The organism is Nonomuraea sp. NPDC050547 (assembly GCF_044457345.1).
In the GTDB taxonomy this organism is placed as follows: domain Bacteria; phylum Actinomycetota; class Actinomycetes; order Streptosporangiales; family Streptosporangiaceae; genus Nonomuraea.
In genome coordinates this window covers 15,234-40,758 of sequence record NZ_JBITGW010000021.1, presented here as the reverse complement: position 1 = coordinate 40,758, position 25,525 = coordinate 15,234, and the positions used below count along the sequence as shown (strand labels likewise).

Genomic DNA, 25,525 nt, shown 5'->3' with positions numbered 1-25,525 from the left:
CGGTTCTCACATCATGTCCATCACTTTCGCCGCAAATCGACAGAAGTCTGCCTTCACCCCAGGAAAAGCCGAAAAGTCAGGCGTGTCCGGGCTCTTTCGCCTCCTGCCCCCGTGGGACAAAATCAGTGTTCTCCGTCGAGTGTCGGCATCGACAAGGGGATGAGCATGTGACCCAGCCCGGTACGGCCGCCGCCCCGGGGCGGACTCCCGCGTGGCGCTACGCCATAGGGATGTTCGGCACCTCGATCCCGATCAACATGATCAAGGGATCGATGATCTTCTTCTACGTCGACATCCTGGGGCTCGACGTCCGCGCGTACGGCGTGGTCATGGTCGTCTACGCGGTCATCGACGCGCTCGACAACCCGCTGCTCGGCCACCTCTCCGACCGCACCAGAAGCCGGTTCGGCCGGCGGCGGCCATGGCTGCTGATCGGCGCGCCGATGCTCGCGGCCTGCATGATCGCCTTCTTCTCCGCGCCCAGCTCGCTGGAGGGTTTCGGCCTCGTCCTGTGGTTCGCGGTGTTCGCGATCCTGTGCGAGGCGTTCGACTCGATGCTCAACGCCAACTACGGCGCCCTGCTCCCCGAGCTCTATCCGCGCGAGCGCGACCGCGCCGTCGCCAACAGCCTGCGCCAGGGCTTCCAGCTCGTGGCCCTGGTGATCTCGCTCGCGGTCACCCCCTTGCTCACCACGCAGGTGTTCGGCACCGAGAAGTCCACCGAAGGCTTCCAGACCACCGCGATCATCTACGGCGCCATCGCCGTCGTCGTGATCGTGTTCATGGCGCTCAGCGCCCGCGAGAACCCCCGCTACTCCACGCAGGAGAGGCTGCTGCCCAGCCTGTGGTCGATCGTCCGCAACCCGATCTTCTGGAAGGTCGGGCTCACCGGCGCCTGCTACGGCGCGGCCATGGCGCTCGTCCTGGCCGGCATCCAGCTGTACGTGCGCTACTCGCTCGGCCTCCCCGTCGCCAACGCCCTCTACCTCCAGGGCATCGTCATCCTCATCTCCGCGCTCGGCCTCGTCGTGTGGACGCGCGTCATCGCCCGCCGCGGCGCCCTGTGGGCCTGGCGCCTGTCCTTCGCGATCCTCGCGGCCAGCTTCGCCGCCCTGTTCTTCGCCACCGACCTCGTCACCGCCGTCGCCGCGGGCGCGCTCGTCGGCGCAGGATGGTCGGGCATGCTCGCGACGAACGACCTCATCGTCGCGCGGGTGCTGGACGCCGACGCCGCACACAACGGCGAGCACCGCGAAGGCCTGTTCCTGTCCGCGTTCGGCTTCTTCGGCCGCCTGAACGGCATCGTGACCGGACTCGCGCTCACCTCGCTCGGCGTGTTCTTCGGCTACAACTCCGGCAACGACCCCGGGGCCGACCCGGGATTCGCGTTCCGCGTGTACCTGTGCGTGTACCCGTTCGTGCTGACCACGATCGGCGCGGTGGCCGCACGATTCATCTCGATCCCGCTGGCCCCATCACCCGAGCCCGCCTCTCCCGGCTCTCCCGGCTCTCCCGGCTCGGAGGAACCTCGATGACCCGTCGCGTCGTCATCACGGCCGACGATCTCGGCCGGGAGGCCGGGACGACGGAGGTCATCATCGCCCTGCTCGCCGAGGGGCAGGTCAGCGCGACAACCCTCATCCCCGTCTCGCCCCACGCCGACCAGGCCGCCGCCCGGATCCGCGACCTCGGCGTCGTACCGCGCCTGCACGTGACGCTCACCAGCGAGCACGGACTCCCCCGCTGGCGCCCCCTCACCGGCACGACCACCCTCCCCGACCCGGACGGAACCCTCACCGACGACCCCTTCACCCTCGGCGCCCGAGGCGAGACCGAGGACGTCATCCGGGAAGCGGACGCGCAGTTGCGCTGGATGCACGACCGCGACCTCCCGCCCGTAGCCGCCGACTCCCACTCCGGCACCTTGTACGGCCTGCACGGCCGATCCTGGCTGGCCCCGGCGCTGAAGTGGTGCGCGCACCACGGCCTGGCCTTCCGGCTGCCCCGCGACGCGGAGCCGTACTTCGGCGGCCCCCTGCCGCCGGAGCCGGCGGCGGCCCACGAGAGCGCCGTCACCCTCGCCGACACGCTCGGCGTGGCCATCCCGCAGACGATCGCGACCAACCGCCGGACCGCTGCCGAACTCGGCTCCTACGAACGGCTCCGGGATGACTACCTGCGCCGTCTAGCCGACCTTCCCGAGGGGACGAGCGAGCTGTTCCTGCACCCGTCCGGTAAGGACGCCGTGAACGGACCCGACGGAGTCGTGCGCGCCTGGGAGACCCGGTTGCTGCGTGACCCCGCCTGGCACAAGGCCCTTGAAAGCGAGGGCGTCGAGGTCGTCGGAGGCTGGTGGTAGCCGCCTCACGCAGGGACAGGGGAGGCGGCGAACCGTCGGGACGTCAGGGTGCGTTGAGCGAGCAGATGCCGGCCGGCCGCCGTTCGGCCCACGGGCGCAGCTGGCGCGGACCTCTACTGTCGAAGGCCGGTCGTCTCGGGACCGGCCGGGACGGCGGTGGTTCGAGACCATGTCCAGGCGGAGCGCAGGATGAAGGCCAGGAGCAGCACCTCGATTCCGATGGAGAGGCCGTAGAAGAGGGCCCAGTCCCAGGACTCCCCTACCGCGTTGAACACCGAGTACGGGATGTAGAGCGATGCGACGACGAGGTTCGTGGCGCGGTTCACCCGGGCGGGCAGCGTCATGGAGAGCATCACCATCACGGCCGGGATCGCCACGGACGCGAGCATCGCGGTCAACAACGTCGGGCTGATGTCGAACTCAAAGACGACGCCGGCCCGGATGTTGTCGACGGTGCCAGGCTTGTAAAGGTGGAAGTAGTCGACGTAGATGTAGAGGAACATGAAGCTGGTCCATGCGGCGGCCAGTTTGACCTGCACGGGGACCGGCGGGTTGGCGAGCAGGTTCGGGGCTTTCGTCCGGACGGTCATAGGTTCTTCCTTCGAGAGGAGCGGTCCGTCCGCCGGGGTGGCGGCCGGTTGGGGCGTACATACGCACGGGGTTGGGTCGTGCTCGTCGGTCCGGCCGTCAGACGGTGACGACGACCTTCCCCCCGGGGTGGCCGGCCGCGAGGTAGCGGAGGGCGTCGGCTGCTTCGGCGATCTGTACGGCGAAGCGGCGCTGGCCGCCCCGACGTGCCCGTGACCAGCACCGTCTGGCCCGGTCGAACGTTCGCGACCATGCGCGATGCCTGCAACGCCGCCATGTACCGAGGCCGCGCCCACCTGGACGAGCACATCGCCTCGACCGGACAGCGGTAGCCCGGCCTCGGACGAGTCGAGCGCTGGGGGCGACCCGCATCGTCGTCACCCCGGGCGTGCTCCGGCCTTCGATCGCCGTTCGATTCCCACACGAACCTCCTCACGCCCGAGCCGCGACCCTCGCCGGTTCGTACACTGTACTTCGTACGCCGTACTACGGTAGTACGCTGTACGATGGCCGTACGCTGAACGATTGTCAAGCCGTTCGAGGGAGCGAGGAAACCCGTTGCCTGCAAGGGAACGCCGCCAGGTCGCGTCGGATGCGGGGCTGAGCAAGAAGCGGGTGGTGGTCGAGGCGGTCAGGCTCGCCGACCGCGAGGGGGTCGGCGAGCTGAGCATGCGCCAGCTGGCTCGCGCGCTCGGCGCGGGCGCGATGTCGCTCTACCACTACGTGGCGAACAAGGAGGACTTGCTGGACGCCATGATCGACGTCGTGTTCGAGGAGATCGAGCTCCCGCCCGAAGAGACCGACTGGCAGTCGGCGATGCGACGTCGGGCGGCATCCGCCCGGCAGGTTCTCGCACGTCACCCGTGGGCGATCGGCCTGATGGAGTCACGGACCTCGCCGGGGCCCGCCAACCTCCGCCACCGCGAAGCGGTCACCGCCTGCCTGCGGAGGGCCGGCTTCCCGGTCTTGATGGCGACGCACGCCAACTGGCTGCTCGACAGCTACGTCTACGGTTTCGCCCTGCAGGAAGCCAGCCTGCCGTTCGACACCGTCGATGAGCTCGCGGACATGACCGAGGACGTCTTCCTGCCCCAGCTTCCTCCTGACGAGTTCCCCTACCTCAACGAGTCCGCCGCGGTGCTCGCCGCCGCCGGCTACGACCCGGCGGAGGAGTTCACCTTCGGCCTCGACCTCGTCCTGGCCGCCCTCGAACCCCTGAGAGTGCCTACGTGAGCCTCCGTCCGTGATGTCGTTATGTGATCGTCTGGATTTGTAGTGGCACCGCCCGTCTGCGGGTCCAGTTGCGCTGGGATGGCGCGGCGACTTGAGCGCATGCCGTACCCGAACGACTGAGCCGACGCCCAGGGCGTTGATCGAACCGGTCCCCGCGGTATGGAAGGCGGCGCGCCCCTCGGTCGGCGGCCACTCCATGACCCGCTGCGCTGGCACCCGCACGAGAAGAAGGGCCGATGAGCCGACCCGGGCCCGGTCGTGCTGGACACCCAGAGCGTCCACGTCGCGGCCGGCGTCCCCGCCACCACGACCGGCCGGGACGTCGCCAAGAAGGTGCCGGACGTAAGCGGGGCCTGGCCGTAGACGTGCCGGGCCTGGTCATCGCGGTCGTCGTGCCCGCGGCCTCAGCGCACGAGAACCCGGCCGGGATCGCCCTGCCGGACCGCACCAACACCTTCGATGCCGGGCAAACCGCGCAAGCCATGCGCCGAAGTCGCGGACGATCAAACGCCCGAGCGCAGCGAGGACCACAGACCAGGGCGGGATCCAACCGCCCAACCGGGCAACGGGTGGGGCCCCAGAAGAACGCGCGAAGCACCATGCCCTTGGCCAGAAAGAAACGCCCGGCCGGAGGGAGGACCTTCAGGGGTCGAGCTTCAGCTCGACCGGAGAAACGCCTGGAACACCAACGCGCGAAGCGCGCCCATGTGAAAGACCTTGCCTGTGGACCTCATCGCCGCCTACTCGAACACCATGTTTCAGGAGATGACGCTGCACCAGCCGATCGTCCGCTGAAGAGGGCTGACCATGCCTGACCGGTCGGGCATGATCCTTCCTGGGAGACGAACCTCTTGCGCTAGCCTGTCGCTCCGTGCGGTCGCGTCACGGCGATCACGTCCACCAGTCGTCCCAAGCCGTCGAAGTCCTTGGGGTTTGCCGTGAACAATGGCAGTTCATTGCTGGCGGCCGTAGCAGCGATCATCAAGTCGGCGGTCCGGCTCCGTGGCTGTCGGCCTTGCGCGTACACCACGGCGCAGAGCTGCCCGAACATCCGGGCCGCCGCAGCGTCGTACGGCAACGGATCGCCGAACGCCGCCTCGGCATGCTGGAGCACCGCGACTCTTCCGGCGCGCTTGACCACATCATCGGTGGCGTACGGGCCACGTGACAGTTCACCGAGTGTGACAGCCGTGATCGCCGACTCCATAGGTAGTTCGGCGGGATTGAAGAATTTAAGGGCGGCCACGATGTTCGTGTCCAGAACGCCCCGCTCATGTCGGCTCACAGGCCGGTCCCCTCGAACGGATCACGCAGGTCATCGTCGATCGCCGTGTCCAGATCAGCCCGTACCTCGTCCCAGTCAACAGCCGGGGCGGTAGCGAAGACGCCCTGCGCCTCGGTTGTAGGAACGAATCGGCGACGTTTGATCGGCTTCACTTCGGCGAGCGGCTCACCGTTGATCGTCAGAATGTAGCGCCTTCCCTCACGCAAGCCGCGCGTGACGCTACCGGAGTCGTTGACGAACTGGCGCACGCTCACCTCAGTCGGACGAGACCTCTGAGCATCCATACCTCGACCATACCCCGCGGTACCACGGCGTACCACGGATCGCTAAGTGGTTCACCGGTTCGAGCAGCCAAAACAGAGGCTCCAGCGACGTCTCGCCGCTGCTGCCATCAGCTCTCGGCCTGCGAGTTCAGCGTCTTGCGCCCGCATTCCAAGCGCCAGTTCAGCGCCTCCGACGACTGAACTTGCTGACTGAACGCGCAAACCGCGCGCCGAAGGCGCACACGATCAAACGCCGAGCGAAGCGAGGACCACAGACCAGGGTGGGCTCCAACTGCCCAACCACCCAACTGGGCAACGGGCGGGACATCAAAGGAACGCCCGTGCGAAGCGAGGACGACCAGGTGTCGGGGCCGCGCCCCGACTGGAAGAACGCGCGAAGCACCCTGCCTTTAGTCCGGAAGACGCCCGACCGGAGGGAGGACCTTCAGGGGTCGAGCTTCAGCTCGACCGGAGAAACGCCTGGAACCTTGAACGCGCGAAGCGCGCCCATGTGAAAGACCTTGCCTGTGGAGCTAAGGGGATTCGAACCCCTGACCCCCTCCATGCCATGGAGGTGCGCTACCAGCTGCGCTATAGCCCCATGCCGCATCACGGCACCGCATCAGTGTATCCGACTCCCAGACTCCCCGAGTTCGGGATTAGCCTGCGTCACCGTCTTGCTACCGTGCGTAACGTGACGACTGTGGAGGCAGTGCCTTTGACGGCGCGGTGTGCGCGTATCTTCGCCGGGCGGGAGCATGCGCTGCTCGGAATTAGCGCTATGAATGGATATTTCAGTCTTGGGGCTATTACGGGGCTGCTTCACTGGGCTCGGGGGCACTTCAAGCGGGTCGATGTGCTCGTTCCGGGGATCGAGCTGGCCGGGACGCTCGCGGCCCGGGGGGATCTGCCGCCGCACAAGGCCAACAAGAAGGCCCGTGCGGCGATCAACAACACGCGTAACCGCGTGGTTCACGCGCTTTCCGCCCTCGAAGCGCCGGACGTCGGCGTCTACTCCTGGACCGAGCTTCACGACCGGCCCGCCTACACCGGCCTCCGGAGCCGCCTGGACGAGCTCTACCTGGGCGATTCGGTCTTCCGCGAGCTCTGCGACGCCGCGCTGGAGCCCGTGCTGGGCACCTCGCGGCCCACCGCCGACCAGGTCCACGAGGCCATTCCATTCCTTTTGTCGGAATTGCCGCTCATGCTGGATACTCCGGCGATTTTGGAGACGGAGTCGTCATTGTTCTGCTATCCGCGCATGCTCCCGGTAGCGAAGTGGCTTTATGCCGGGATGATGCCGGTATATCCCAGCACTGGTCAGGGAATGTTGACGACTCGGTTGACAGGTATTGATGCAGGTGAGAACCATTAGTCCTGAGTAATTTACCGGGGTGGGGCGGGGCGGCCATGGATCCTCACGCGCGTAACGCGGGGTATGCATTCGACAGTAGCGACATGGGTCATGACGGGTTCCTCGACGAGCACGACATGATGCTCGTCGGCGTCGCGGTCTGTGATCGGCTCAGTGTTCCCGAGCCGTCCGAGCAACGCGACGCCGTCGTCTCCGCCTACCGCCAGGCCTGGCAGCACGCCGTCGACCTCATCGGGACCGACGACCAAGGGCGCATCAGCCGCGCTTCCTATGTACGGCACGCGATGCGCCCCGCCTCCGGCCGCATGACCTTCGTGGCCCGGATCGTCTGGCCCATCGGCGACGCCCTGTGGGACGCCCTGGACACCGACGGCGACGAGCAGCTGACCCGGGCCGAGTATCTACGCCTGTTCGCGGCCTACGACGTGGCCGGCCGTACCGCCAGAGAGGCCTTCGAGCGGCTGGACGCCAACCGCGACGGCCGGCTGTCGAAGGACGAGTTCGCGCAGGCCCTGTACAACTTCTACTACGGCCGCGACCCAGAGATCCCGATCTTCGGCCGCCCGGGATAGGCGCTTCCCCCGGATACGGACAAACGCTCAAGCCACCTCCGCGGCCTTGCCGATCAGGGATGACAGCTCGGTGACCATCGGGTCCTCCGCCGCCGCCGACAGCCGCCCCGCGTGCTGCGCCAGCGTCCTGAGGTCCAGGCCGAAGGCCTCCCGGTCGCGCATGTACACCGCGAAGGCCGCCGCCACGACATCCACCTGAAGCCGCACCGGCGCCTTGCTCCAGAGGTCACCGCTCAGGTCACCGACGTCCACGGCCTTCCCGGCCTCGGCCGGATTGCGGGTGTCGGGATCCTGCCAGCGCACCGTCGCCGCGGCGAGCTGGCCGGTGGCCCCCGGCTTGAGCTTGACCGAGTAGAGGGCGGTCACCGAGTGCCCCGGCCCGATCTCGCCGCCGTCCTTGGTGTCGTCCCGGAACTCCTCGGCCGCCAGCGCCCGGTTGTCGTACCCGATGAGCTGGTAGGACTCCACCGCGCGCGGGTTGAAGGCGACCTGGGCCTTGGCGTCGCGGGCGCGTAGTTCGATGGTGGTGGTGAGCTGGTTGCCGAAGATCTTGGTGGCTTCCTCCTCGGTGCTCATGTAGACGGCCGCGCCGTCGGCGTTGTCGGCGAGCTGCTCCATGAGCTCGTCGCCGTACTCCCGCCCGACGCCGACGGTCAGCAGCGTGATCTGCTTGCCCGCCTGCTCCTTGACCTTGTCCAGCAGCGACCGCCACTGGGTGTCGCCCTGGTTGGCCAGCCCGTCGGACAGCAGGATCACGCGGTTCGTGGCGGCGGAGCGGAAGGCCTTGGCGGCCTCGTCGTAGCCGAGGCGCAGGCCGGACTCCAGGTTGGTGCCGCCGCCGATGGCCAGGGAGTCGACGGCCGCGTGCAGTTCGGCGCGGGAGACGAGCGGGGTCATGGACGCCAGCAACGTGCCCTGGTCGCTGAACGCCACGATGGACACCTGGTCGCCGGGCGCGAGCTGGTCGAGCAGCGTGTGCAGCGACTTGCGCACGAGGTCGAGCCGGCCGGGCTCGGCCATGGAGCCGGAGACGTCGATGACGAAGGTGAGGTTGGCGGGACGGCGGGCGGCCGCCTCCGAGGCGCGCGTCTGCAGCCCGACGCGGACGACCGCGTTGTCGCCCTCGCCCATGCGGGCACCGTCGACGTGCACGGTGAAGCCGTTGTCGGCGGGCTGCGCGTAGTCCTGGCGGAAGGAGTTCACGAACTCCTCGGGACGGATCCGGCCCGCTTCGGGCCAGCGTCCTTCCGCGAGGGTACGGCGGGCGTACCCGTAGGAAGCGGTGTCCACGTCCAGCGCGAACGTGGAGACCTGGGCCGTGGTCGTTTCCGAGTCGGTCCGGGTGGCCGCCGGCCGGGGCTGCTCGGGAGACGAGTCCCGCCTGGGCGCGACGTGGGCGGGCGCCTTGGCCTCGGATCCGGAGGAGCCGCCGCCGGGCCCGCCGCACGCGGCCAGCAGCAGCACCCCGGCCAACCCGACGCCTACCGCTATAGGACGAAATTTCATGGATAACCACCTCCACGCCCTATGACGGACCCGCATAACCACTGGCCGGGCCGGAGACGCAAGCGAGCACAAACCGTGTTCACCACGTGATCGGTGTTTTCGAACCGTGACCCGTTGTGCCAGGCCAGGGCCATCCGGTAGGCATGGATGCCGTGCGCGTCTATTTAGGACTGGCCGCGAAAGGCCAGGCGATAGATCCTCGTATCCTCGACCGGGCCAGGTCCGTTATCGAAACGGCCTTCCCCGTGCCCCCCGACGTCATCCGCGGCCAGGAATGGCACGGCGCGGGCGTCTCCCTGTTCGCCTGGTCCAACGAACCCGACGACACCCGCCACCCACCCCTCCTCCACCGGCGCCCCGGCGACGGAAGGGTCACGGGAGTCAACGGCCACCTCGCCGACCCGGCCGACGTCACCCGCCTGCCCGACTCGTCCGTAGGCGGCTGCTACTCCGCCTGGACCGCGAGCGACCGGGCGCTGACCGCCACCACCGCCGCCAACCGGATCTGCCCCGTCTTCCACGCCGAGACCACCGGCCTGCACATCGTCGCCAGCCGCGCTCTCCTCGCCCACCTGGTCGCCCAGCACGACGAGAACCTCGCGTTCGACGTGATGGCGCTGCAGACGATGGTCAGATCGGGCTACTTCCTGTCGGATGAGACCCCGTACCTGGGCGTGACGGCGCTGCCGCCGAACTCCCGGCTCGACGTGCGCGGCGGCAGCCGTACCGTCACCAGGGAGGAGTTGCCGCGGGCGGCGCCCGCGCCCACGACGCGGCGGGAGAAGCGTGCGGCGCTCGACGAGCTGGCGGCGGCGCTGCTGGCGACGGTGGCGCCGCTGCGGTCGGCGGCCGAGCCGGTGAACCTGGCGCTGACCGGCGGGCGCGACACCCGCGTCCTGGCGGCGCTGCTGCATGCCGCGAAGGTGCCGTTCCGGGTGACGACGAACGGGCTGGACACCCATCCGGACGTGATCCTCGCCCGCCGGATCGCGGCCGAGCTGAAGCTGGAGCACACGGTCATCGCGCCACCGCAGACGGAGGACCGCGACGCGATGCTGGTGGAGCACCCGCTGGCACGCGCCTGGGAGACGCTGCGCACCTGTGAGGGCATGACCTCGGCCTACGAGTCGATCGTGGGCTACCTGCCGTACTCGGCCACGCCGACCATGTCCGGGCAGGGCGGCGAGACGCTGCGCGCCGGGAGCCTCAACCTGCTGCAGACGGATCTGAGTGACAGAGCGCTGCTCAGGCGGATCGGCGCCACGTTCCTCAAGGACGAGAAGCTGTTCACCGCGGCGGCCAACGAGCACGCGCGCGAACAGGCCAGGCCGTGGCAGGAGCGCCAGGACAAGCTGGAGGCGCTGCACCACATCTACCTGTCGTACCGGGTGGGCCGCTGGCAGGCCGGTGCCCGCGCGGGCGCGCTGCGCCGCGGCGACTCGGTGCGGCCCTACCTGGACAACCGGGTGGTACGCGCCGCGCTGAGCCTGGACCAGCGCTGGAGCCTGTCGGAGGAGCCGATCTACTCGCTCATCCTGCGCTTCGCCCCGAAGCTGCGGAAGATCCCGATCGAGGGGAAGCCGTGGCGGTTCGTCGACGGGCGGGCCGGGCGATGGCCGTGGTCGCACGTGCCGCCGCCGCATCTGCCGACGGCCAGGACGGGCGGCGGGTGGAGCTGGCGCACCAGCCCGGGTCCGGCGCTCACCGACGTGCTGCGCGAGCAGGTGCTGGGCGGCCTCGACGCGCTGGAGACGATCGTGAACCCGGACGAGGTACGCGCGATGTTCGCCGGCCCGGTGGTGAGCAAGCCGGCCACCGCCTGGAACCTCTACACGGTGAGCACGCTGCTGACCGGCCTCTACCCGGGCAAACGCCCCGAAGCGCTCGAACGCGTCACCGTGCACCGGCCGTAGGTACTATCCGGCCATGATGCCGTTCAGGCCGCACACCGTCGCCGTGCTCGCCTATGACGGGATGGCGCCCTTCGAACTCGGCTGCGTGGTCGAGATCTTCGGCCTGCCCCGCCCCGAGCTCGACGTCCCCTGGTACGACCTGAAGGTCTGCGCCGAGACCGGCGGCCCGCTGCGCGTGGTCGGCGGGTTCACGATGCGCGCCGAGCACGGACTCGACGTGCTCACCTCGGCCGACACGGTCATCATCCCCGGCGCCGACATCACCAGGCCGGTGTCCCCAGCGCTGGTCGGGGCGGTCCGCGCGGCGCACGCCCGCGGCGCCCGCGTGGTCTCCATCTGCTCCGGCGCCTTCACCCTGGCCGCCGCCGGCCTGCTCGACGGCCGGGACGCGGCCACCCACTGGAAGTACGCCGATCTGCTCCAGCACCGTCACCCCGAGATCCGGGTCAACCCCGAGGTGCTCTACGTCGACGACGGCGACGTGCTGACCAGCGCCGGCAGCGCCGCCGGGCTGGACCTGCTCATCCATCTCGTCCGCAGGGACCACGGCGCGAGCACCGCCAACGCCGTGGCCCGCCGCCTCGTGGTGCCGCCGCACCGGGAGGGCGGGCAGGCGCAGTTCATCGAGGCCGCGGTGACGCCCGTCGGCGAGGACGACGGCGTGGCCAGGGCGATGGCGTGGGCGCTCGACCATCTCGCCGAGCAGATCACGGTGCGCGAGCTGGCGAGGCGGGCGCACATGTCGCAGCGCTCGTTCATCCGTCACTTCAAGCGGCAGACCGGCACCAGCCCGCTGCGCTGGGTGATCTCCCAGCGGGTGGCGGCCAGCCTGACCATGCTGGAGTCCACGACCGCGCCGGTGGAGGCGATCGGCGCGGCGGTCGGGTTCGAGAGTCCGGTCACCTTCCGCCACCATTTCACCCGCGCGATGCGTACCTCGCCGTCGGCCTACCGGCGCGCGTTCAGCGCGTGAGGGTCAGCCGCCACAGCGAGGTGACCTCGGCGGCGCGCGCCCGGTGCAGCGGGTCGTCGCTCTTGGCGGCCCGCCCGTGCCTCGGCGTGGTCTGGAGCTGACCGGCGACCGCCAGCCCGGCCTCCTCGAACCAGTCGAGCAACTCCTGCCGGGAGCGCAGCTCAAGATGTTCGGCCAGGTCGGACAGGATCAGCCACGCCTCCCCGCCGGGTGACAGGTGATCACGCAGCCCGTTCAGGAAGCCGCGCAGCATCCGGCTGTCCGGGTCGTAGACGGCGTGGTCGAGCGGGGACATGGGCATGGCCGGGATCCACGGCGGGTTGCACACCACCAGCGGCGCCCGTCCCGCCGGGAACAGGTCGGCCTGTTCGACCAGGACCCGGCCGGACAGGCCCAGCCGTTCCACGTTGTCGCGGGCGCACTCCAGGGCGGCGGGATCGAAGTCGGTGGCGATCACTCGGCGTACGCCCCGCCTGGCCAGCACCGCCGCCAGCACGCCGGTGCCGGTGCCGACGTCGAAGGCCACCTCGGCGTCGGGCAGCCGCGCCCGGGCGACGAGGTCCACGTACTCGCCTCTGACCGGGGAGAACACCCCGTAGTGCGGGTGGATGCGCTCGCCCAGCGCCGGGACCTCGACGCCCTTGGCCCGCCATTCGTGCGCCCCGATCACGCCCAGCAGCTCGCGCAGCGACCCGACGGCCTCGCCGGCGGCCGGGCCGTAGACCTCGGAGCAGGCCTCGCGCACGTCGGGCGCGCGGCGCAGCGCGATCTCATGCTCTCCCGTGTACGGCACCAGCAGCATCCCCAGAATCCTGGCCCGCTGCGACTGGGCCTGGCGCTGCCGGTGGAACCCGCTGCCCGGCCTGGGCCGGGAACAGCGCCGGTCCATCGCCCTGAGCAGTTGCCGGGCGTTGTGGTAGTCGCCCGTCCACAGCAGCGCGGTGCCATCGGCGGCCAGGTTGTGCGCGGTGTCGGCCTTGGTGGCGTCGTCGGCGAGTTCGACGTGTGCGGGCTCGGGTGCGCCCGCCGCCGATCGCCAGGCTGCTCGCCGCTCGTGTCCCGCCTCGTTCCAGGAGATCATCGTCTTCCGACGGTGTCACGCCACCTGGTCACGGGCAACCGGTTTAACACCTGCGATCAGCCAAAAGGGACCTCAGACCAGCACGCCGGGATTGAGCACGCCCGCCGGGTCCAGCGCGTCCTTGGCCGCGCGCAGCGCCAGCGCGAACGGCTCGGGACGCTGCTCGTCGTAGAAGGGGCGATGGTCGCGGCCGACCGCGTGGTGGTGGGTGATGGTGGCGCCGTGGTCGAGCAGGATGCGCGAGACCCGGGCCTTGAGCGCGTCCCACTGCGCGACCTCCGCGCCGCGCTCGGCGGGCAGGGAGACCGTGTAGTAGGGCGCCGGCCCGTCCGGATAGACGAACGCGAAGCGGCAGGTGGCGTCCACCGCGCCCGTGACCGCCTCGTGCAGGGCCGGGAACCGGTCCCACGTGACCGCGGTCTCGAACGTCTCCACCACCCTGCCCATCCCTGGAAAGGCGTTGCGGAAGTAGGGCATCCGGGTGAACGTGCCCTTCCACTCCTGGTCCTGGCGTACCCCTCCGGTCTCGCCACCGGCGATCTCCAGAGCCCTGGCCATGGCCGCGTCCACGGGGTGGTCGGCCGACTCGAAGCCGAGGATGAGGACCGCGTGCTCGCCGTCGCCTCCCGCCGCGAGCTGGGCTTCGGCGGCGTCGAGCAGGCGGCAGTTCGACGGGTGCAGCCCCGACTGCGACAGCTCGCGCACCGCCTCGACCGCCCGCGCCCACGAGGCGAACCGGACCGACGCCGACAGTTTGTGCGCGGGCCGGCGCTGCAGCCGCACCCACGCCCGGGTGATGACGCCGAGCGCGCCCTCTGATCCCAGCAGCATCCGGTCGGGCGAGGGTCCCGCGCCCGAGCCGGGCAGCCTGCGCGACTCCCACACCCCGGCCGGGGTGATCGCGCGCACCGACTCGACCAGATCGTCGATGTGGGTGTGCAGGCTCGCGTAGTGGCCGCCGGCCCGCGTCGCGATCCAGCCGCCCAGCGTCGAGAACTCATACGACTGCGGGAAGAAGCGCAGCTGCAGGCCGTCGGGCAGCTGGGCGTTGAGCGAGGGCCCGCTCGCCCCGGCCTGCACGAGCGCCGCGCGCGAGACCTGGTCCACCTCCACGACCCGGTCCATCCCGCTCAGGTCGAGACAGATCGCCGGCCCGTCGAAGCGGGCTTCGACGCCGCCGACCACGCTCGTGCCGCCGCCGCGCGGCACCACCGCCACCTGCCGCGCGGTGGCCCACTCCAGGACCTGCTCGACCTCGGTCTCGGTGCGGGGCAGCGCCACCAGATCGGGCGCGCAGGTGAAGTCGCCCCGGTAGGCGCGGATGAGGTCGCGGTAGGCCTGGCCGTAGGTGCGGCCCGCGCGGGCGCGCGCCTCGCCGGTAGCGAACTCCTTCCACGCCTCCGGTACGGCCAGCCGTGGCGGCGGCAGCCGTACCCGGTCGAAGGGGACGGGTTCCTCGAAGTCATCGCTTCCGCTGATCATGCGGGCGATGCCCCGCAGCTCGTCCAGGTCCGGCTCGGCGCCCCACGCCCAATGGCTCATGGGTCCTTGCTACATCATCGGCGGCTTGGACATCATCGGAGCCATGGCTCGAACGGTACCGGCGTGATCAAGGCCGTGCTGGCCCTGCTGGCCGTGGTCGTGCTGCTGCTGGGGTTGCTCTGGGTGTTCCAGCGGCGGCTCGTCTACCTGCCCGACGCCGCTCCCGTGCCGCCGGCCGCCACGGTTCTGCCCGGCGCCCGCGAGGTCACCTTCACCACCGCCGACGGGCTGAAGCTCGGCGCCTGGCACCTGCCCGGTGACCGGGGCGTCACCGTCATGGTGATGGGCGGCAACGCGGGCAACCGCCTGCATCGCGCGCCGCTGGCCGCGGCGCTGGCGCGGGAGGGCTTCGCCGTACTCCTGATGGACTATCGGGGCTACGGCGGCAACGCCGGCTCGCCCACGGAGGACGGGCTGGCGCTCGACGCGAGGGCGGCCCGCGCGACGTTGTCAGGGAAGGTCCTCTACTACGGCGAGAGCCTCGGCGCGGCCGTCGCCACGCGCCTGGCGACCGAGATCCCGCCGGACGGCCTGCTGCTGCGCTCCCCCTTCACCGACCTGGCCGACGCCGGTCAGCACGCCTACCCCTTCCTGCCGGTACGCCTGCTCCTGCGCGACCGCTTCCCGCTGAAGGAGCAGCTCGCCACGGTGCGGGCCCCTGTCACCATCGTGTACGGCTCCCGCGACACGATCATCCCGCCCGCCCTGAGCCGGGCCGCCGCCCCGCCGGGAGCGACTCTGGTCGAGGTCCGGGACGCCGACCACAACGACCGCATCCTGCTCGACGGCCCCGAGCTCGTCGCCGCCGCGGTGGCGCTGGCTCAGAGGGTGTAGTCGAGGACGTAGGAGTGCGAGCCGTCGGGCGCGATGAGGATGTCCATCTCGCCCCTGATCCCGGCCAGTCCGCCGACGCCGGAGTCGGGCACGATCGTGACGCGCAGCGACTGGCCATCGGGCTCGCTGACGGCCGAGTGCGCGACGGTGAAGGCGCCGGTGCGGCCGTCCAGGGTGGCGTCGATGCGCTCCAGCGCCACGTACGCCTTCGACTCCTCCACCGGAGTGCTCACCATCAGCATCGTGACCAGGCTGGTGCCGGTCAGGTCGCCGTGGAAGGTCTTGGTCAGGGTGACGACGCCGAGCGAGACTCCGTCGCGGTCGTCGTAGGGCGGCTGAGGGGTCCAGTCCGCGAGGTCGAAGGTGCCTTTCGCTGTCATGGAGCCCAGCGTGGCACAGGTGCCTGTCATCTTCTGTCAGGTACCGGCCAGCCGTTCCACGACCGGGGCGAACTTCTCCATGAACTGGGCGCTGATCGAGACGTAGGAGATGCCGAGGCGGTCGCGGCGGCTGCGCAGCGTGTCGGCGATCTGGTCGGCGGAGCCGGTCATGATGCCGTAGCCGCCCCTGGCCACGATCTCGCGCGGGTCCGCGCCGAGCTGCTGGGACAGCCAGCCCGGCAGCTCGTCGCCGACGGCGGCCAGGTTGGTGTTGATCTCCAGCCGGTTGAAGCGGTCGCCGGCCAGCTCGTAGAGCTCGTCGAGCTTGGCGGCCAGGTCGTCCTCGGTGGCGGTCGCGGGCAGCCCGAGCGCCACCGTGTCGGCCCGCTCGGCGGCCAGGCGCAGCAGCCGGGTGCTCGCCGCAGCGATCAGCACCGGGACGTCCTTCACCGCGTCGAGGGTCTCCTCGACCCGTTCCACCCGCTCGGACGGCGTGCCGAACCGCACGCCGAGCGCCGCCGCCTCCTGCTCGGCGCCGGGCCGCCCGGCGCCGATGCCGAGTTCGAAGCGCCCGCCGCTCAGCGCCTGCAGCGTGCTCACCTCGCGGGCCACCACCGCCGGAGTCCGGTACGGCGCCGCCGCCACATACGTGCCGACCCGCAGTCTGCTGGTCACGGCGGCGACAGCGGCGGCGGCCGTGAAGGGGGAGAGCGTGTTGAGCGTGTCCGGGATCAGCAACGTGGAGTATCCGAGCTCCTCGGCGCGCCGGGCCAGCCCGGTCCACGCCTCGCCCGTCGCCGCGAAGCCCCCGACGGTTCCGAATCTGAACGCGTGAGAAGTCATGCCTCCCACCTTCTCTCCGGACGGCCGCCGGGACATCGTCCACAGGACCGGTGATCTCCTACCGCACCGGACGCAGCGGGCCGCCGGCGCCGTACTCCCGTGGCTGTACAGGGGTCGGTGCGTCTGTTACCTTCCGCCCGTGCTGTACCTCTACCAAGCCATGGGGCTGGCCACGCTGGTGCTGTGGATCTACTGCCTCTTCGACGCGATCACCACGCCCGACGAGGCCGCGCGCAACCTTCCCAAGATCCTCTGGGTGATCATCGTCCTGCTGTTCCCGCTGGTCGGCTCGCTCTTCTGGCTGGTGGCGGGCCGTCCACAAGGTCAGGCGCCGCCGCGCATGGCGGGCCAGGCGAAGGCGACCAGCCCGGACGACGACGAGGAGTTCCTGCGCCGCCTGCGCGAGCGCGCCGAGGAGCAGCGCAGGAACGCCCCGAAGGACAAGCCGGACGACAAGGAGTAACCAGGTCCTACAGGGCCACCGCGCAGCGGCCGCGGTCGGCCCTGCGGGGGCCCTCGGCAGTGGGCTTGATGTCGAAGTCGAAGATGGCGGTCGGCAGGTAGAGCGAGCAGCACGCGTTGGGGATGTCGACCACGCCGCTCACCCGTCCCTCGATGGGCGCCGAGCCGAGGATCAGGTAGGCCTGCTCGCCGCTGTAGCCGAACTGCTTGAGGTACTCCACGGCGTTCAGGCAGGCGTTGCGGTAGGCCAGGGTGGCGTCGTTGTAGTGGTTCTCGTTCGTCTTGTGGTCGACGGAGATGCCGATGAACGACAGGAACTCGGTGTAGCGCGGCTCGACGTTGCCCGGCATGAAGATCGGGTTGGTGGAGACGGCGTACTTGCTCATGCCGTCCTTGATGAGATCGACGTGCATGTCGATGAAGCCGCCCATCTCGATGGCGCCGCAGAAGGTGATCTCGCCGTCGCCCTGGCTGAAGTGCAGGTCGCCGCCGGAGAGCTTGGCGCCGGGCACGTGCACGGGGTAGAGGACGCGCGAGCCGCGGGAGAAGTTCTTGATGTCGTGGTTGCCGCCGTTCTCGCGGGCGGGGACGGTGCGGGCGCCCTCCCTGCCGACGCGTTCGAGGTCGGCGCCGTCGAGGGTGCCGGCCAGGACGCCCTCTTCCAGCGGGGGCAGGGCGAGCGGGGGCACCCGGCCGGGGTCGGTGGCGATGAGGGCGCGCTCGCGTTCGTTCCACTTGGCGAGCAGGTCGTGCGAGGGCGCGGTGCCGAACAGGCCGGGGTGGGTGATGCCGGTGAAGCGCACGCCGGGCAGGTGACGGGAGGTGGCGACCTGGCCGCGGAAGTCCCAGACGGCCTTGCAGGCCTGCGGGTACTCCTCGGTCAGGAAGCCGCCGCCGTTCTCCTTGGCGAAGATGCCCGTGTACCCCCAGCCTTCGCCGGGCGCCTCGCCGCGGGTCTGGGGAACGGGACCGAGGTCGAGGATGTCGACCACGAGCAGGTCGCCGGGCTCGGCGCCCTCGATCGCCACGGGTCCGCTGAGCATGTGCGCCACCGACAGGTCGACGTCGCGTACGTCCTTGGCGGTGTCGCTGTTGAGGATCTGGCCGTCGGTCCATTCGCGGCATTCGATGCGGATCGAGGTGTCGGGCGGGACGGTGGCGACGGCGGGGATGTCGGGGTGCCAGCGGTTGTGTCCCGGCGCGGCCTGGTCGCGCATGGATCGGGACTGGTCGACGGAGAAGACGACGTCAGGCATGGGACGGCTCCCGTTCTTTGGGGAGGCGGGCGTACATCCACAGGCCGCCGAAGGCGACGACGCAGACGCCCGCCAGGATGAGCGCGAGGGTGGCCGAGGGGGTGTAGCGGCCGGCGAGCAGGAGGAAGGCGGGGATGACCGCGGTCAGCCAGGCCTCGGCGAGCGTCACCCAGCCGGTGTAGCGGGTGAGCTCCGCGCGCCCGAGGCCGAGCACGAGGAAGAAGAGCAGCCACAGGAACGACCACAGCACCCAGATGACCGCGAAGGGGTAGTCGCCCACGACGAAGGCGTTGTGGGCGGCGTAGACGAGCGCGGTGATCGCCACGAACAGGGAGAACCACCCCACGCCCGTGCCGGAGAGCCCGGCCAGCAGGCCGATGCCCACGTAGAGGTAGGTGAATCCGAACAGGTAGATGCCGGAGGCGCCCATGATCGTGGGCAGGTCTCCGCCCGCGGTCATGATGATCACCGTGGGCGTCACGACCTGCAGCGCTCCGACGAACAGGTTGAGGATCGCCGCGGCCTTCTCCTCGACCTTGCCGAGCAGCATCATCGCGTTGACGAACAGCACCGCGCCGACGTACAGCAGGCCCACGCTGGCCATCGCCGTCACCTCCTGACGACTCGGGGCTCGTGCGCGCTGGCCTCCTGCGCGTCCAGGGCCCGCCGCAGCCCCGGCGTGATCTGGCGTACGGCCGGCGGCGAGAACCGCCGGGCAGCGGCGGCGCCGCATCCTTCGCAGGCGGCCTGCTCGGGCGCCTGCCCGATCGGGTGCCGGGCGTCGAAGGGCCCGCAGGTCCGGCACGTGTACTCATAGACAGCCATGGCCACTCCTCCGCCCAGATACTTCACACAGAAACTATTATCCTGGGAAGTATTGTCAAGACCTCAGAGTTGCTGCAGCACGCGGAAGTCCATGCCTTCGGCCTCCGCGAGGAACACGGCCTGCTCCAGATGACGTCCGCGCATCCGCATCGTGCCCCGCGGGCCCTCGTACACCAGGCCCTCGGCGATCCGCCCGATGCTGCGCAGATCCAGCTCCCCCGCCCGGTTGAGCAGTTCGCCCAGCAGCAGCACGCCCTCGAAACAGGACTCCCCCATGCTGTTGAGCACCGGCGCGTCGGGCCCGAACCTGGCGTGGTAGCGCCCGCCGAGGTCGAGGCTGCCCGCGGTCCCCAGGCCCTCGAAGAATCCCGCCGCCGAGTACAGCCCGCGCGTGCTGGCCGCGCCGGTCGCCATCAGCATGTTCTCGTCCATCAGCGGGCTGAAGCGCACGTGGTCGCGGTCGAGTCCGGCCGCGGCGAAGGCCCGGTTGAAGGCCACCGCGTCCTGGCCGACGAGCAACATGAGCACGCCCTCGCCGCGCCCCTGGGCGATCCGGCCGAGCGCGCCGCCGAAGTCCTCGGTGCCCAGGCGCACGTAGACCTCGTCCACGATCTGGCCCCGCGCCTGCCTGACGTAGCGGCGGGCCGCCCTGGCCGACTCCCTTGGCCACACGTAGTCGTCGCCGACCACCGTCCAGCGCCGGACGCCGAGCTCCTCGGCCATCCAGCGCAGCGCCGGGCGCAGCTGCCGTCCCGGCGTCTCGCCGGTCAGGAAGACCCACGGGGTGTGCTCGCCGCCCTCGTAGAGCGGGGTGTAGAGGTACGGCACGCGCCCGGCTATCCGGGGGGCCACGGCCTGCCGTACCGCGGAGATGTGCCAGCCCGTGACGGCCTGCACCTGGCCCGCGGTGATCAGCCGGTCGACCTCGTCGGCGACCTCGCGCGGCGGGCGGCCGCCGTCGACCACGCGGAAGACCAGCTCGCGGCCGAGCAGCCCGCTCCTGGCGTTGATCTCGTCGGCGGCCAGCCTGGCGCACAGCTCGCACGAGGGACCGAAGATGCCGGCCGGCCCCCGCAACGGGATCACCAGGGCTACCGCGAGAGTGTCCATGGCGCGCCCCTTTCGCGGTCACTTTATCCGCGAAGTATTTGCGCGTGAACTGTTAATCTGGAGTGAACATGGAGACAGCACGCCTGCTCACGCTCGCCGAGCGCCAGTTCACCCAGCGGATCTCGACCGCGCTCACCTCGGTCGGCGGCACGGTCGATCAGTGGCGCGTGCTGGGCCTGCTCGCCGACGGCCAGGGGCACCCGATGACGCAGGTGGCCGAGCACGTCATCCTCGCCGCGCCGACCGTCACCAAGATCGTGGACAGGCTGGTGTCCCAGGGGCTCGTGTACCGGCGGGTCGACGACGCCGACCGCCGGCGGGTGCTCATCTACGCCTCGGCCCGCGGCAAGGCGGCCCTGCGGCGGTGGGACACGGCCGTCGAGGGCGAACGCGCCCGGCTGGAGCAGGAGGCGGGCGAGGACCTGGCCCAGCTCGCCGAGGTCCTGACCAGGATCGTCGCCCGCCTGCGCTGACCTACGCGCCTTTCTTCCAGATCTGGCTGCGCAGGTCGGTACCGCGGATCACCTGCACCCGCCACGGATCCAGCCGCAGCACGTGCAGCTTCGGGTCGGTCGGACTGGTCCAGAAGTTGCCCAGGTCGTAGCCGGCGCCCCGCGGGCTGGTCTTGCGATACAGGTCCCACACGCGGCGCTTGACCTCGACGTCCGTCACCCATTCCGCGACCGTGTCGACGTTCACCGCGTTCTGGCGCGCGGTCCAGTAGGAGAACGTGGTGTGCGGGTTGTTCGCCAGATGCGCCGCCTTCACCGGAGTCCTGTACGTGGCCAGCCAGCCCAGCGGCTCGCCGTCCACCACCTCCCAGATCGGGATCAGCACCCGCGCCCTGGGCCGGTTCCGCTTGTCCACCGTCGTCATGGTGGCGTACACGATGTCGCCGATGTAGGCCTCGAAGGCGTCCTGGATCTCGCTGAACTTCGTCATGCCGTCTCCTCCAGCACCACGACGGGGATCTCGCCCCTGGCCGCGTTCGCGTAGCGCTGGTAGACCGGTTGGCGGGCCACCAGCTCGTTCCACAACCTGCGCCGCTCGGCGCCGTGCGCGGTGTGCGCGCGGACGCGCAGCTTCTTGTCGCCCAACTGGACTTCCGCCTCTGGGTGGGCAACCAGGTCCCGGTACCAGCCGGGCAGATGCGGACCCCGTTCCGAACCTGGGCCTATCAGCACCAACTGCCCTTCGTCGGAACTGTAGGCGTGTGTCGTCGTTCGCAGGCGGCCGGTCTTGCGGCCCACTGTCGTGATCACCAAGTCACTCATACGGGCAGCATGGAGGGCGGGACTTCAGCTTTCCTCCAGACTCCCTCCGGGCCCTTAGGCTGCTGTGTCATGTCTGAGGAACTCGCCCGCGTCCACCGGTTCCAGCGGGACTTCAACCTCCGCAAGGCGCGGCGGACGATCGAGGTACCCGGAGGCGTGGCCGTCCTGAACGACCGCTTCCCCGCCTCGCACGACGACAACAAGCTGCTCCTCTGGGCGGGCGACGCCCCCGCCCCCGCCGTCCAGGCCGCCGACGAGGCGCTGGCCGGGCTGGGCCACCGCTACGTCCACGTGCTCGACGACGACCTCGGCGCCGCCTTCGCACCCGCCTTCACCGCCGCCGGGTACGAGCACTCGCCGTACCTCACGATGGTCTTCCGCGGCCAGGCGCCGGCCGGCGTGCCCGCCGCGGACCAGCTCGGCCTCGACGAGATGATCTCGGTGCTGCGGGCGAACTGGCGTGAGACGCTGCCCGGCGCCCGCGACGAGGAGGTCGAGGCGCTGGCCCTGCGCATCGAGGACCGCGTGCGCGGCGCCGCGACGGTGGCCTTCCGCGGCGTAAGGGCACCGGACGGGGAGGTCGCCGCCCGTGCCGACCTGTACGTGCACGACGACATCGCCCAGATCGAGAGCGTGTACACCGCCGAACGGCACCGAGGCAAAGGCCATGCCCGCACGCTCATGGAGTCGATGCTGGCCGAGGCCGCCGGCGCCGCATTGATCTTCCTCTACACCGGAACCGACAACTGGGCCCGCGACTTCTACACCCGGCTGGGCTTCGAGCCGCTGGGCCGTACCCACGGCTTCCTGCGCATCGAGTAGAGCCGTGTTGTGCGGGATGTCCAAGATCGCCTAGGGTGGGCGCTTCCACCGGAGGCAGGGGGCTGCTGCGTGCCGAAGCGTCACCCGGCGACACCCGACGACTGGTCGGTCGCCTACACCCGGGCCGTCGCCGGCAACATTCGCGCCCACCGCGAGCGCCGCCGCATGTCCGTGCAGGCGCTCGCCGATCGTTGTACCGCCCTGGGCTATCCGCTCGAACGGACGAACCTGAACAAGCTGGAGTCCGGCGGCCGCGCGTCCATGTCCGTGGCGGAACTGCTGGTGCTGGCCCGCGCGCTCGACACCCCGCCCATGCTGCTCCTCGTCCCCCTGCACGACGAGCCGGTGGAGATCCTGCCCGGCGTCGAGGCGCCGGCCGCCGTGGCGGCCGCGTGGCTGGACGGTACCGCTCCCGCCCCTGACGCCGACGACGCAGAGGCGGGCGAAGAGCGGCGCGACGCGTTGCGGCTGCTGCGCGACCACCACCGCGCCGTCGAGGAATGGACGTCGCGCTCGCGTGCCGCACGCACAGCGGGTACGCGCGCCGCCGACGCCCAGGACCCCAACCAGCGGGAGTGGCAGGAGGCGGCCCACCAGCACGCCGACCAGGCGCGCCACGCCGCCGACCGGCTGGGCTTCCTGCGCGACGGCATGCGGTTGCGCGGCGTGCCCCTGCCGGAACTGCCGCCCGGCCTGATCCACCTGGACGACGCCCCGGCCTGACCATCAGGACGGTTGGCCACTCAGCTGGTCGGCCCAGAAGCGGCGGGCGTACATGCGGCGCCACACGCTCATCATGAACGTCAGGGCCTCGATCTCCGGCGGCGTCAGTTCCGGATGCCAGAAGTCGAAGAGCAGAACGGTCCGGCGCTGATCGCCCTCGTTCCACACCTCGTGCTCGAAGGTGTCGTCGAAGACGAAGGCCCGGCCCTCCCGCCACCCCCGCGTCTCGTCCGCCACGCGGATACGCGACCCCTCCGTCGCGACCAGCGACAGATGACACCGCAGATGAGCATTGGTGAATCCGGTGTGCGCCGCGATATGAGTGCCCCTTTGGACACTGGAGAAGAAGGTCATATCGCAGTTGGAGGCTCCGGGCAGGGCCGAGAGGATCTTGAGTGTCAGGGGGAAGGCCTGGAGGTTCTTGGCGTACGGCCTGCCCATGGTGCACAGGTACAGTGCGCGCCAATCGCCTTTCGCCGTGTGTTCTCCCCAGTGCGACAGGGGCGGACTGGTGTCCAGGCCAAAGGCCAGGAGTTCCTGGCGGATGGTGGGCGCCGCCGCCTCCAGCTCAGCCAGCCAGGGAAAGTCCGCGCCGCTCCACCAGGGCCGGGCGGTCAGCCCGGGAAAGAAGACCTCCGGCCCCTGGAGCTTCGCCACCTCCCGGATTCCCCCGTGAGCCGAGATCTCCAGCCCCTCGGAGATACGCGACACGTCATCGCGATCGACGCTCCCCCGCGCCAGCCAACGCTCGAACTCGCGAGGCCCTTCGGTAAGCCATGGCTTTTCCATACGTGCGGCTCCGATCGATTCATCCAGTACTCCGGTCCGGCATCAGGCGACCGGCGATCCGTCAGCGAATCCGCGCGACCAGCATGCCGTCGTGGCCGCGCCGGCCGACGGTCTGAAACACCGCCCCGTCCACGTCCTCGGCGCTCCCCACCATCTGGAGTACCTGCTGTGTGGCACGCACGGCCTGATTCGTCGTGCCTGTCTGGCGAACCTCGCCGGAGCGCACGACATTGTCGAGGACGATGACGCTTCCCGGGCGGCCGAGGCGCAGGCAGCTCTCGAAATAGACGACGTTGTTGTGCTGGTCGGCGTCGATGAAGAAGAAGTCGTACGGCTCCGCCTTTTCGTCGATCAGGGCGGCCAGTCGTTCGGCCGCGTTTCCGAGTCGCACCTCGACCTGGCCGGACAACCCGGCTTGTTTCAGGTTGCCGATGGCGACCGCGGCGTGCACGGGATTGTTCTCGATGGTGATCATCCGGCCGTCCGGGGGCAACGTCTTGGCCAGCCACAAGGTGCTGTATCCGCCGAGGGTTCCCACCTCGAGAATCCGGCGGGCCCCGACCATCCTCGCCAGCAGGCTGATCTGCCTGCCCTGTAGCGGCGACACGTTGATCGGCGGAAGGTGCTCCTGCTCACTGCAGTGCAACGCGAGAGCCAGATCCGCGTCCGGCGGGCACAGCAACGCGCTGAGGTAGTCCTCGGTCTGTGACCAGATCTCCGGGGTCATGGGTCACCTGGCCAGCTGGTGCGCCCAGAAGCGGCGGGCGTACATGCGGCGCCACACGCTCATCATGAACGTCAGGGCCTCGATCTCCGGCGGCGTCAGTTCCGGATGCCAGAAGTCGAAGAGCAGAACGGTCCGGCGCTGATCGCCCTCGTTCCACACCTCGTGCTCGAAGGTGTCGTCGAAGACGAAGGCCCTGCCCTCCTGCCACCCCCGCGTCTCGTCCGCCACGCGGATACGCGACCCCTCCGTCGCGACCAGCGACAGATGACACCGCAGGTGAGCATTGGTGAATCCCGTGTGCGCCGCGATATGAGTGCCGCCCTCGACCGCGGAGAAGTACGTCATTCCGCACGCGGAGGCTCCCGGCAGGGCCGACAGGACCTTGAGTGTCAGGGGGAAAGCCGCGAGATTCTTGGCGTACGGCCTGCCGATGTGACACAGGTACAGCGCACGCCAGTGACCGCTCTCCGCGAGCCTGGTCGGGTGCGACGGCAGAGAGCCCGCGTCCTGGCCGCAGGACAGCAATTCCCGGCGGATGGTGGGCGCCGCCGCCTCCAGCTCAGCCAGCCAGGGAAAGTCCGCGCCGCTCCACCAGGGCCGGGCGGTCAGCCCGGGAAAGAAGACCTCCGGCCCCTGCGGCCCCGCCACCTCCGCGACCCTCCCCTCAGCCGAGATCTCCAGCCCCTCGGAAACACGCGACACGTCATCGCGATCGACGCTCCCCCGCGCCAGCCAACGCTCGAACTCGCGAGGCCCTTCGGTAACCCATGGCTTCATCATCGTTTCTCCC

At 70.0% G+C, this 25,525-nt stretch carries 29 protein-coding genes and 1 tRNA gene; 12 read left to right on the top strand and 18 right to left on the bottom strand.

Annotated features, from left to right (window positions below; genetic code table 11):
• Positions 1-167 precede the first annotated feature (167 nt).
• Together ACIBHY_RS42355 and ACIBHY_RS42350 are read left to right on the top strand one after the other, a co-directional pair.
• On the top strand, positions 168-1,535 hold the full coding sequence (locus tag ACIBHY_RS42355) for an MFS transporter (protein ID WP_397309672.1): 1,368 nt from the start codon (positions 168-170) through the stop codon (positions 1,533-1,535).
• The gene (locus ACIBHY_RS42350; RefSeq protein WP_397309671.1) at positions 1,532-2,359 is read left to right on the top strand and encodes a carbohydrate deacetylase; all 828 of its coding nucleotides are present in this window, start codon (positions 1,532-1,534) and stop codon (positions 2,357-2,359) included. The genes ACIBHY_RS42355 and ACIBHY_RS42350 overlap by 4 nt, the downstream gene beginning before the upstream one ends.
• A gap of 113 nt (positions 2,360-2,472) precedes the next feature.
• On the opposite strand, the gene ACIBHY_RS42345 is transcribed toward ACIBHY_RS42350, so the two are convergent.
• Positions 2,473-2,949 (bottom strand): DUF6326 family protein, encoded by a 477-nt coding sequence (locus ACIBHY_RS42345; protein WP_397241692.1) that lies wholly within the window; start codon positions 2,947-2,949, stop codon positions 2,473-2,475.
• A gap of 556 nt (positions 2,950-3,505) precedes the next feature.
• Here ACIBHY_RS42345 and ACIBHY_RS42340 point away from each other — a divergent pair.
• On the top strand, positions 3,506-4,180 hold the full coding sequence (locus ACIBHY_RS42340) for a TetR/AcrR family transcriptional regulator (protein ID WP_397241690.1): 675 nt from the start codon (positions 3,506-3,508) through the stop codon (positions 4,178-4,180).
• An 856-nt stretch (positions 4,181-5,036) separates the two neighbouring features.
• On the opposite strand, the gene ACIBHY_RS42335 is transcribed toward ACIBHY_RS42340, so the two are convergent.
• The 3 genes from ACIBHY_RS42335 to ACIBHY_RS42325 form a co-directional block, all read right to left on the bottom strand.
• Positions 5,037-5,465: a type II toxin-antitoxin system VapC family toxin gene (locus tag ACIBHY_RS42335; protein WP_397309670.1), complete on the bottom strand. Its 429-nt coding sequence runs from the start codon at positions 5,463-5,465 to the stop codon at positions 5,037-5,039.
• The gene (locus ACIBHY_RS42330; RefSeq protein ID WP_397241686.1) at positions 5,462-5,713 is read right to left on the bottom strand and encodes a hypothetical protein; all 252 of its coding nucleotides are present in this window, start codon (positions 5,711-5,713) and stop codon (positions 5,462-5,464) included. The genes ACIBHY_RS42335 and ACIBHY_RS42330 overlap by 4 nt, the downstream gene beginning before the upstream one ends.
• Positions 5,714-6,256: 543 nt before the next feature.
• Positions 6,257-6,329 (bottom strand) — tRNA-Ala (locus ACIBHY_RS42325).
• A gap of 93 nt (positions 6,330-6,422) precedes the next feature.
• On the opposite strand from ACIBHY_RS42325, the gene ACIBHY_RS42320 reads away from it, so the two are divergent.
• Both ACIBHY_RS42320 and ACIBHY_RS42315 read left to right on the top strand, forming a co-directional pair.
• Entirely contained in the window at positions 6,423-7,103 is a 681-nt protein-coding gene (locus ACIBHY_RS42320) for a tRNA-dependent cyclodipeptide synthase (RefSeq protein ID WP_397309669.1), read from the top strand.
• Positions 7,104-7,186: 83 nt separating this feature from the next.
• On the top strand, positions 7,187-7,675 hold the full coding sequence (locus tag ACIBHY_RS42315) for an EF-hand domain-containing protein (RefSeq protein WP_397241682.1): 489 nt from the start codon (positions 7,187-7,189) through the stop codon (positions 7,673-7,675).
• Positions 7,676-7,702: 27 nt separating this feature from the next.
• Here the strand turns inward: ACIBHY_RS42315 and ACIBHY_RS42310 are convergent, their stop codons facing one another.
• A complete protein-coding gene (locus ACIBHY_RS42310) occupies positions 7,703-9,181 on the bottom strand; it encodes a von Willebrand factor type A domain-containing protein (protein ID WP_397309668.1) in 1,479 nt (492 codons plus the stop codon).
• 143 nt (positions 9,182-9,324) lie between these two features.
• Here ACIBHY_RS42310 and ACIBHY_RS42305 point away from each other — a divergent pair, with 143 nt between their 5' ends.
• Entirely contained in the window at positions 9,325-11,094 is a 1,770-nt protein-coding gene (locus ACIBHY_RS42305; protein WP_397309667.1) for an asparagine synthase-related protein, read from the top strand.
• Positions 11,095-11,107: 13 nt separating this feature from the next.
• Positions 11,108-12,067, top strand: coding sequence for a helix-turn-helix domain-containing protein (locus ACIBHY_RS42300; RefSeq protein ID WP_397241676.1), 960 nt, complete (start codon positions 11,108-11,110; stop codon positions 12,065-12,067).
• Here ACIBHY_RS42300 and ACIBHY_RS42295 read toward each other — a convergent pair.
• A complete protein-coding gene (locus ACIBHY_RS42295; RefSeq protein ID WP_397309666.1) occupies positions 12,057-13,148 on the bottom strand; it encodes a methyltransferase in 1,092 nt (363 codons plus the stop codon). The two genes, ACIBHY_RS42300 and ACIBHY_RS42295, sit on opposite strands and share 11 nt — an antisense overlap.
• Positions 13,149-13,220: 72 nt before the next feature.
• A complete protein-coding gene (locus ACIBHY_RS42290) occupies positions 13,221-14,690 on the bottom strand; it encodes an FAD-binding oxidoreductase (protein ID WP_397309665.1) in 1,470 nt (489 codons plus the stop codon).
• Positions 14,691-14,753: 63 nt separating this feature from the next.
• Between ACIBHY_RS42290 and ACIBHY_RS42285 the strand changes: the two genes are divergently transcribed.
• Positions 14,754-15,524 (top strand): alpha/beta hydrolase, encoded by a 771-nt coding sequence (locus tag ACIBHY_RS42285; protein WP_397241670.1) that lies wholly within the window; start codon positions 14,754-14,756, stop codon positions 15,522-15,524.
• Here the strand turns inward: ACIBHY_RS42285 and ACIBHY_RS42280 are convergent.
• Positions 15,512-15,904 (bottom strand): DUF3224 domain-containing protein, encoded by a 393-nt coding sequence (locus ACIBHY_RS42280; protein ID WP_397241668.1) that lies wholly within the window; start codon positions 15,902-15,904, stop codon positions 15,512-15,514. The two genes, ACIBHY_RS42285 and ACIBHY_RS42280, sit on opposite strands and share 13 nt — an antisense overlap.
• A 36-nt stretch (positions 15,905-15,940) precedes the next feature.
• Positions 15,941-16,747, bottom strand: a complete 807-nt coding sequence (locus ACIBHY_RS42275; RefSeq protein WP_397309663.1) for an LLM class flavin-dependent oxidoreductase — start codon at positions 16,745-16,747, stop codon at positions 15,941-15,943.
• Positions 16,748-16,886: 139 nt separating this feature from the next.
• Here ACIBHY_RS42275 and ACIBHY_RS42270 point away from each other — a divergent pair, with 139 nt between their 5' ends.
• Complete coding sequence (locus ACIBHY_RS42270; protein ID WP_397241664.1) at positions 16,887-17,210, top strand: PLD nuclease N-terminal domain-containing protein; 324 nt, start codon at positions 16,887-16,889, stop codon at positions 17,208-17,210.
• 7 nt (positions 17,211-17,217) lie between these two features.
• Here the strand turns inward: ACIBHY_RS42270 and fmdA are convergent, their stop codons facing one another.
• The 4 genes from fmdA to ACIBHY_RS42250 all read right to left on the bottom strand — a co-directional run bounded on the left by fmdA (position 17,218) and on the right by ACIBHY_RS42250 (position 20,400).
• Positions 17,218-18,465, bottom strand: coding sequence for a formamidase (gene fmdA, locus ACIBHY_RS42265; protein ID WP_397309662.1), 1,248 nt, complete (start codon positions 18,463-18,465; stop codon positions 17,218-17,220).
• Positions 18,458-19,069 carry an AmiS/UreI family transporter gene (locus ACIBHY_RS42260; protein WP_397309661.1) on the bottom strand — a complete coding sequence of 204 codons (612 nt, stop codon included), beginning with the start codon at positions 19,067-19,069 and terminating at the stop codon, positions 18,458-18,460. The genes fmdA and ACIBHY_RS42260 overlap by 8 nt, the downstream gene beginning before the upstream one ends.
• Positions 19,070-19,074: 5 nt before the next feature.
• Positions 19,075-19,290, bottom strand: a complete 216-nt coding sequence (locus ACIBHY_RS42255; RefSeq protein ID WP_379619323.1) for an FmdB family zinc ribbon protein — start codon at positions 19,288-19,290, stop codon at positions 19,075-19,077.
• A 63-nt stretch (positions 19,291-19,353) separates the two neighbouring features.
• The gene (locus tag ACIBHY_RS42250) at positions 19,354-20,400 is read right to left on the bottom strand and encodes a substrate-binding domain-containing protein (protein WP_397241658.1); all 1,047 of its coding nucleotides are present in this window, start codon (positions 20,398-20,400) and stop codon (positions 19,354-19,356) included.
• Between the two features lie 68 nt (positions 20,401-20,468).
• On the opposite strand from ACIBHY_RS42250, the gene ACIBHY_RS42245 reads away from it, so the two are divergent.
• Positions 20,469-20,873 (top strand): MarR family winged helix-turn-helix transcriptional regulator, encoded by a 405-nt coding sequence (locus tag ACIBHY_RS42245; protein ID WP_397241656.1) that lies wholly within the window; start codon positions 20,469-20,471, stop codon positions 20,871-20,873.
• A 1-nt stretch (position 20,874) separates the two neighbouring features.
• Here ACIBHY_RS42245 and ACIBHY_RS42240 read toward each other — a convergent pair whose 3' ends face one another.
• Both ACIBHY_RS42240 and ACIBHY_RS42235 read right to left on the bottom strand, forming a co-directional pair.
• Positions 20,875-21,342, bottom strand: coding sequence for a pyridoxamine 5'-phosphate oxidase family protein (locus ACIBHY_RS42240; RefSeq protein ID WP_397241654.1), 468 nt, complete (start codon positions 21,340-21,342; stop codon positions 20,875-20,877).
• Positions 21,339-21,674: a nitroreductase/quinone reductase family protein gene (locus ACIBHY_RS42235; protein WP_397309660.1), complete on the bottom strand. Its 336-nt coding sequence runs from the start codon at positions 21,672-21,674 to the stop codon at positions 21,339-21,341. Before ACIBHY_RS42235 ends, ACIBHY_RS42240 begins: the two co-directional genes overlap by 4 nt.
• 69 nt (positions 21,675-21,743) lie before the next feature.
• On the opposite strand from ACIBHY_RS42235, the gene ACIBHY_RS42230 reads away from it, so the two are divergent.
• Both ACIBHY_RS42230 and ACIBHY_RS42225 read left to right on the top strand, forming a co-directional pair.
• Positions 21,744-22,496 carry a GNAT family N-acetyltransferase gene (locus tag ACIBHY_RS42230; RefSeq protein WP_397309659.1) on the top strand — a complete coding sequence of 251 codons (753 nt, stop codon included), beginning with the start codon at positions 21,744-21,746 and terminating at the stop codon, positions 22,494-22,496.
• Between the two features lie 69 nt (positions 22,497-22,565).
• Entirely contained in the window at positions 22,566-23,219 is a 654-nt protein-coding gene (locus ACIBHY_RS42225) for a helix-turn-helix domain-containing protein (RefSeq protein ID WP_397309658.1), read from the top strand.
• A 3-nt stretch (positions 23,220-23,222) separates the two neighbouring features.
• Here the strand turns inward: ACIBHY_RS42225 and ACIBHY_RS42220 are convergent, their stop codons facing one another.
• The 3 genes from ACIBHY_RS42220 to ACIBHY_RS42210 all read right to left on the bottom strand — a co-directional run bounded on the left by ACIBHY_RS42220 (position 23,223) and on the right by ACIBHY_RS42210 (position 25,437).
• Positions 23,223-23,930, bottom strand: coding sequence for an aspartyl/asparaginyl beta-hydroxylase domain-containing protein (locus tag ACIBHY_RS42220; protein ID WP_397309657.1), 708 nt, complete (start codon positions 23,928-23,930; stop codon positions 23,223-23,225).
• A 139-nt stretch (positions 23,931-24,069) separates the two neighbouring features.
• On the bottom strand, positions 24,070-24,735 hold the full coding sequence (locus ACIBHY_RS42215) for an O-methyltransferase (RefSeq protein WP_397309656.1): 666 nt from the start codon (positions 24,733-24,735) through the stop codon (positions 24,070-24,072).
• 3 nt (positions 24,736-24,738) lie between these two features.
• Positions 24,739-25,437, bottom strand: coding sequence for an aspartyl/asparaginyl beta-hydroxylase domain-containing protein (locus ACIBHY_RS42210; protein ID WP_397309655.1), 699 nt, complete (start codon positions 25,435-25,437; stop codon positions 24,739-24,741).
• Positions 25,438-25,525: the final 88 nt, after the last annotated feature.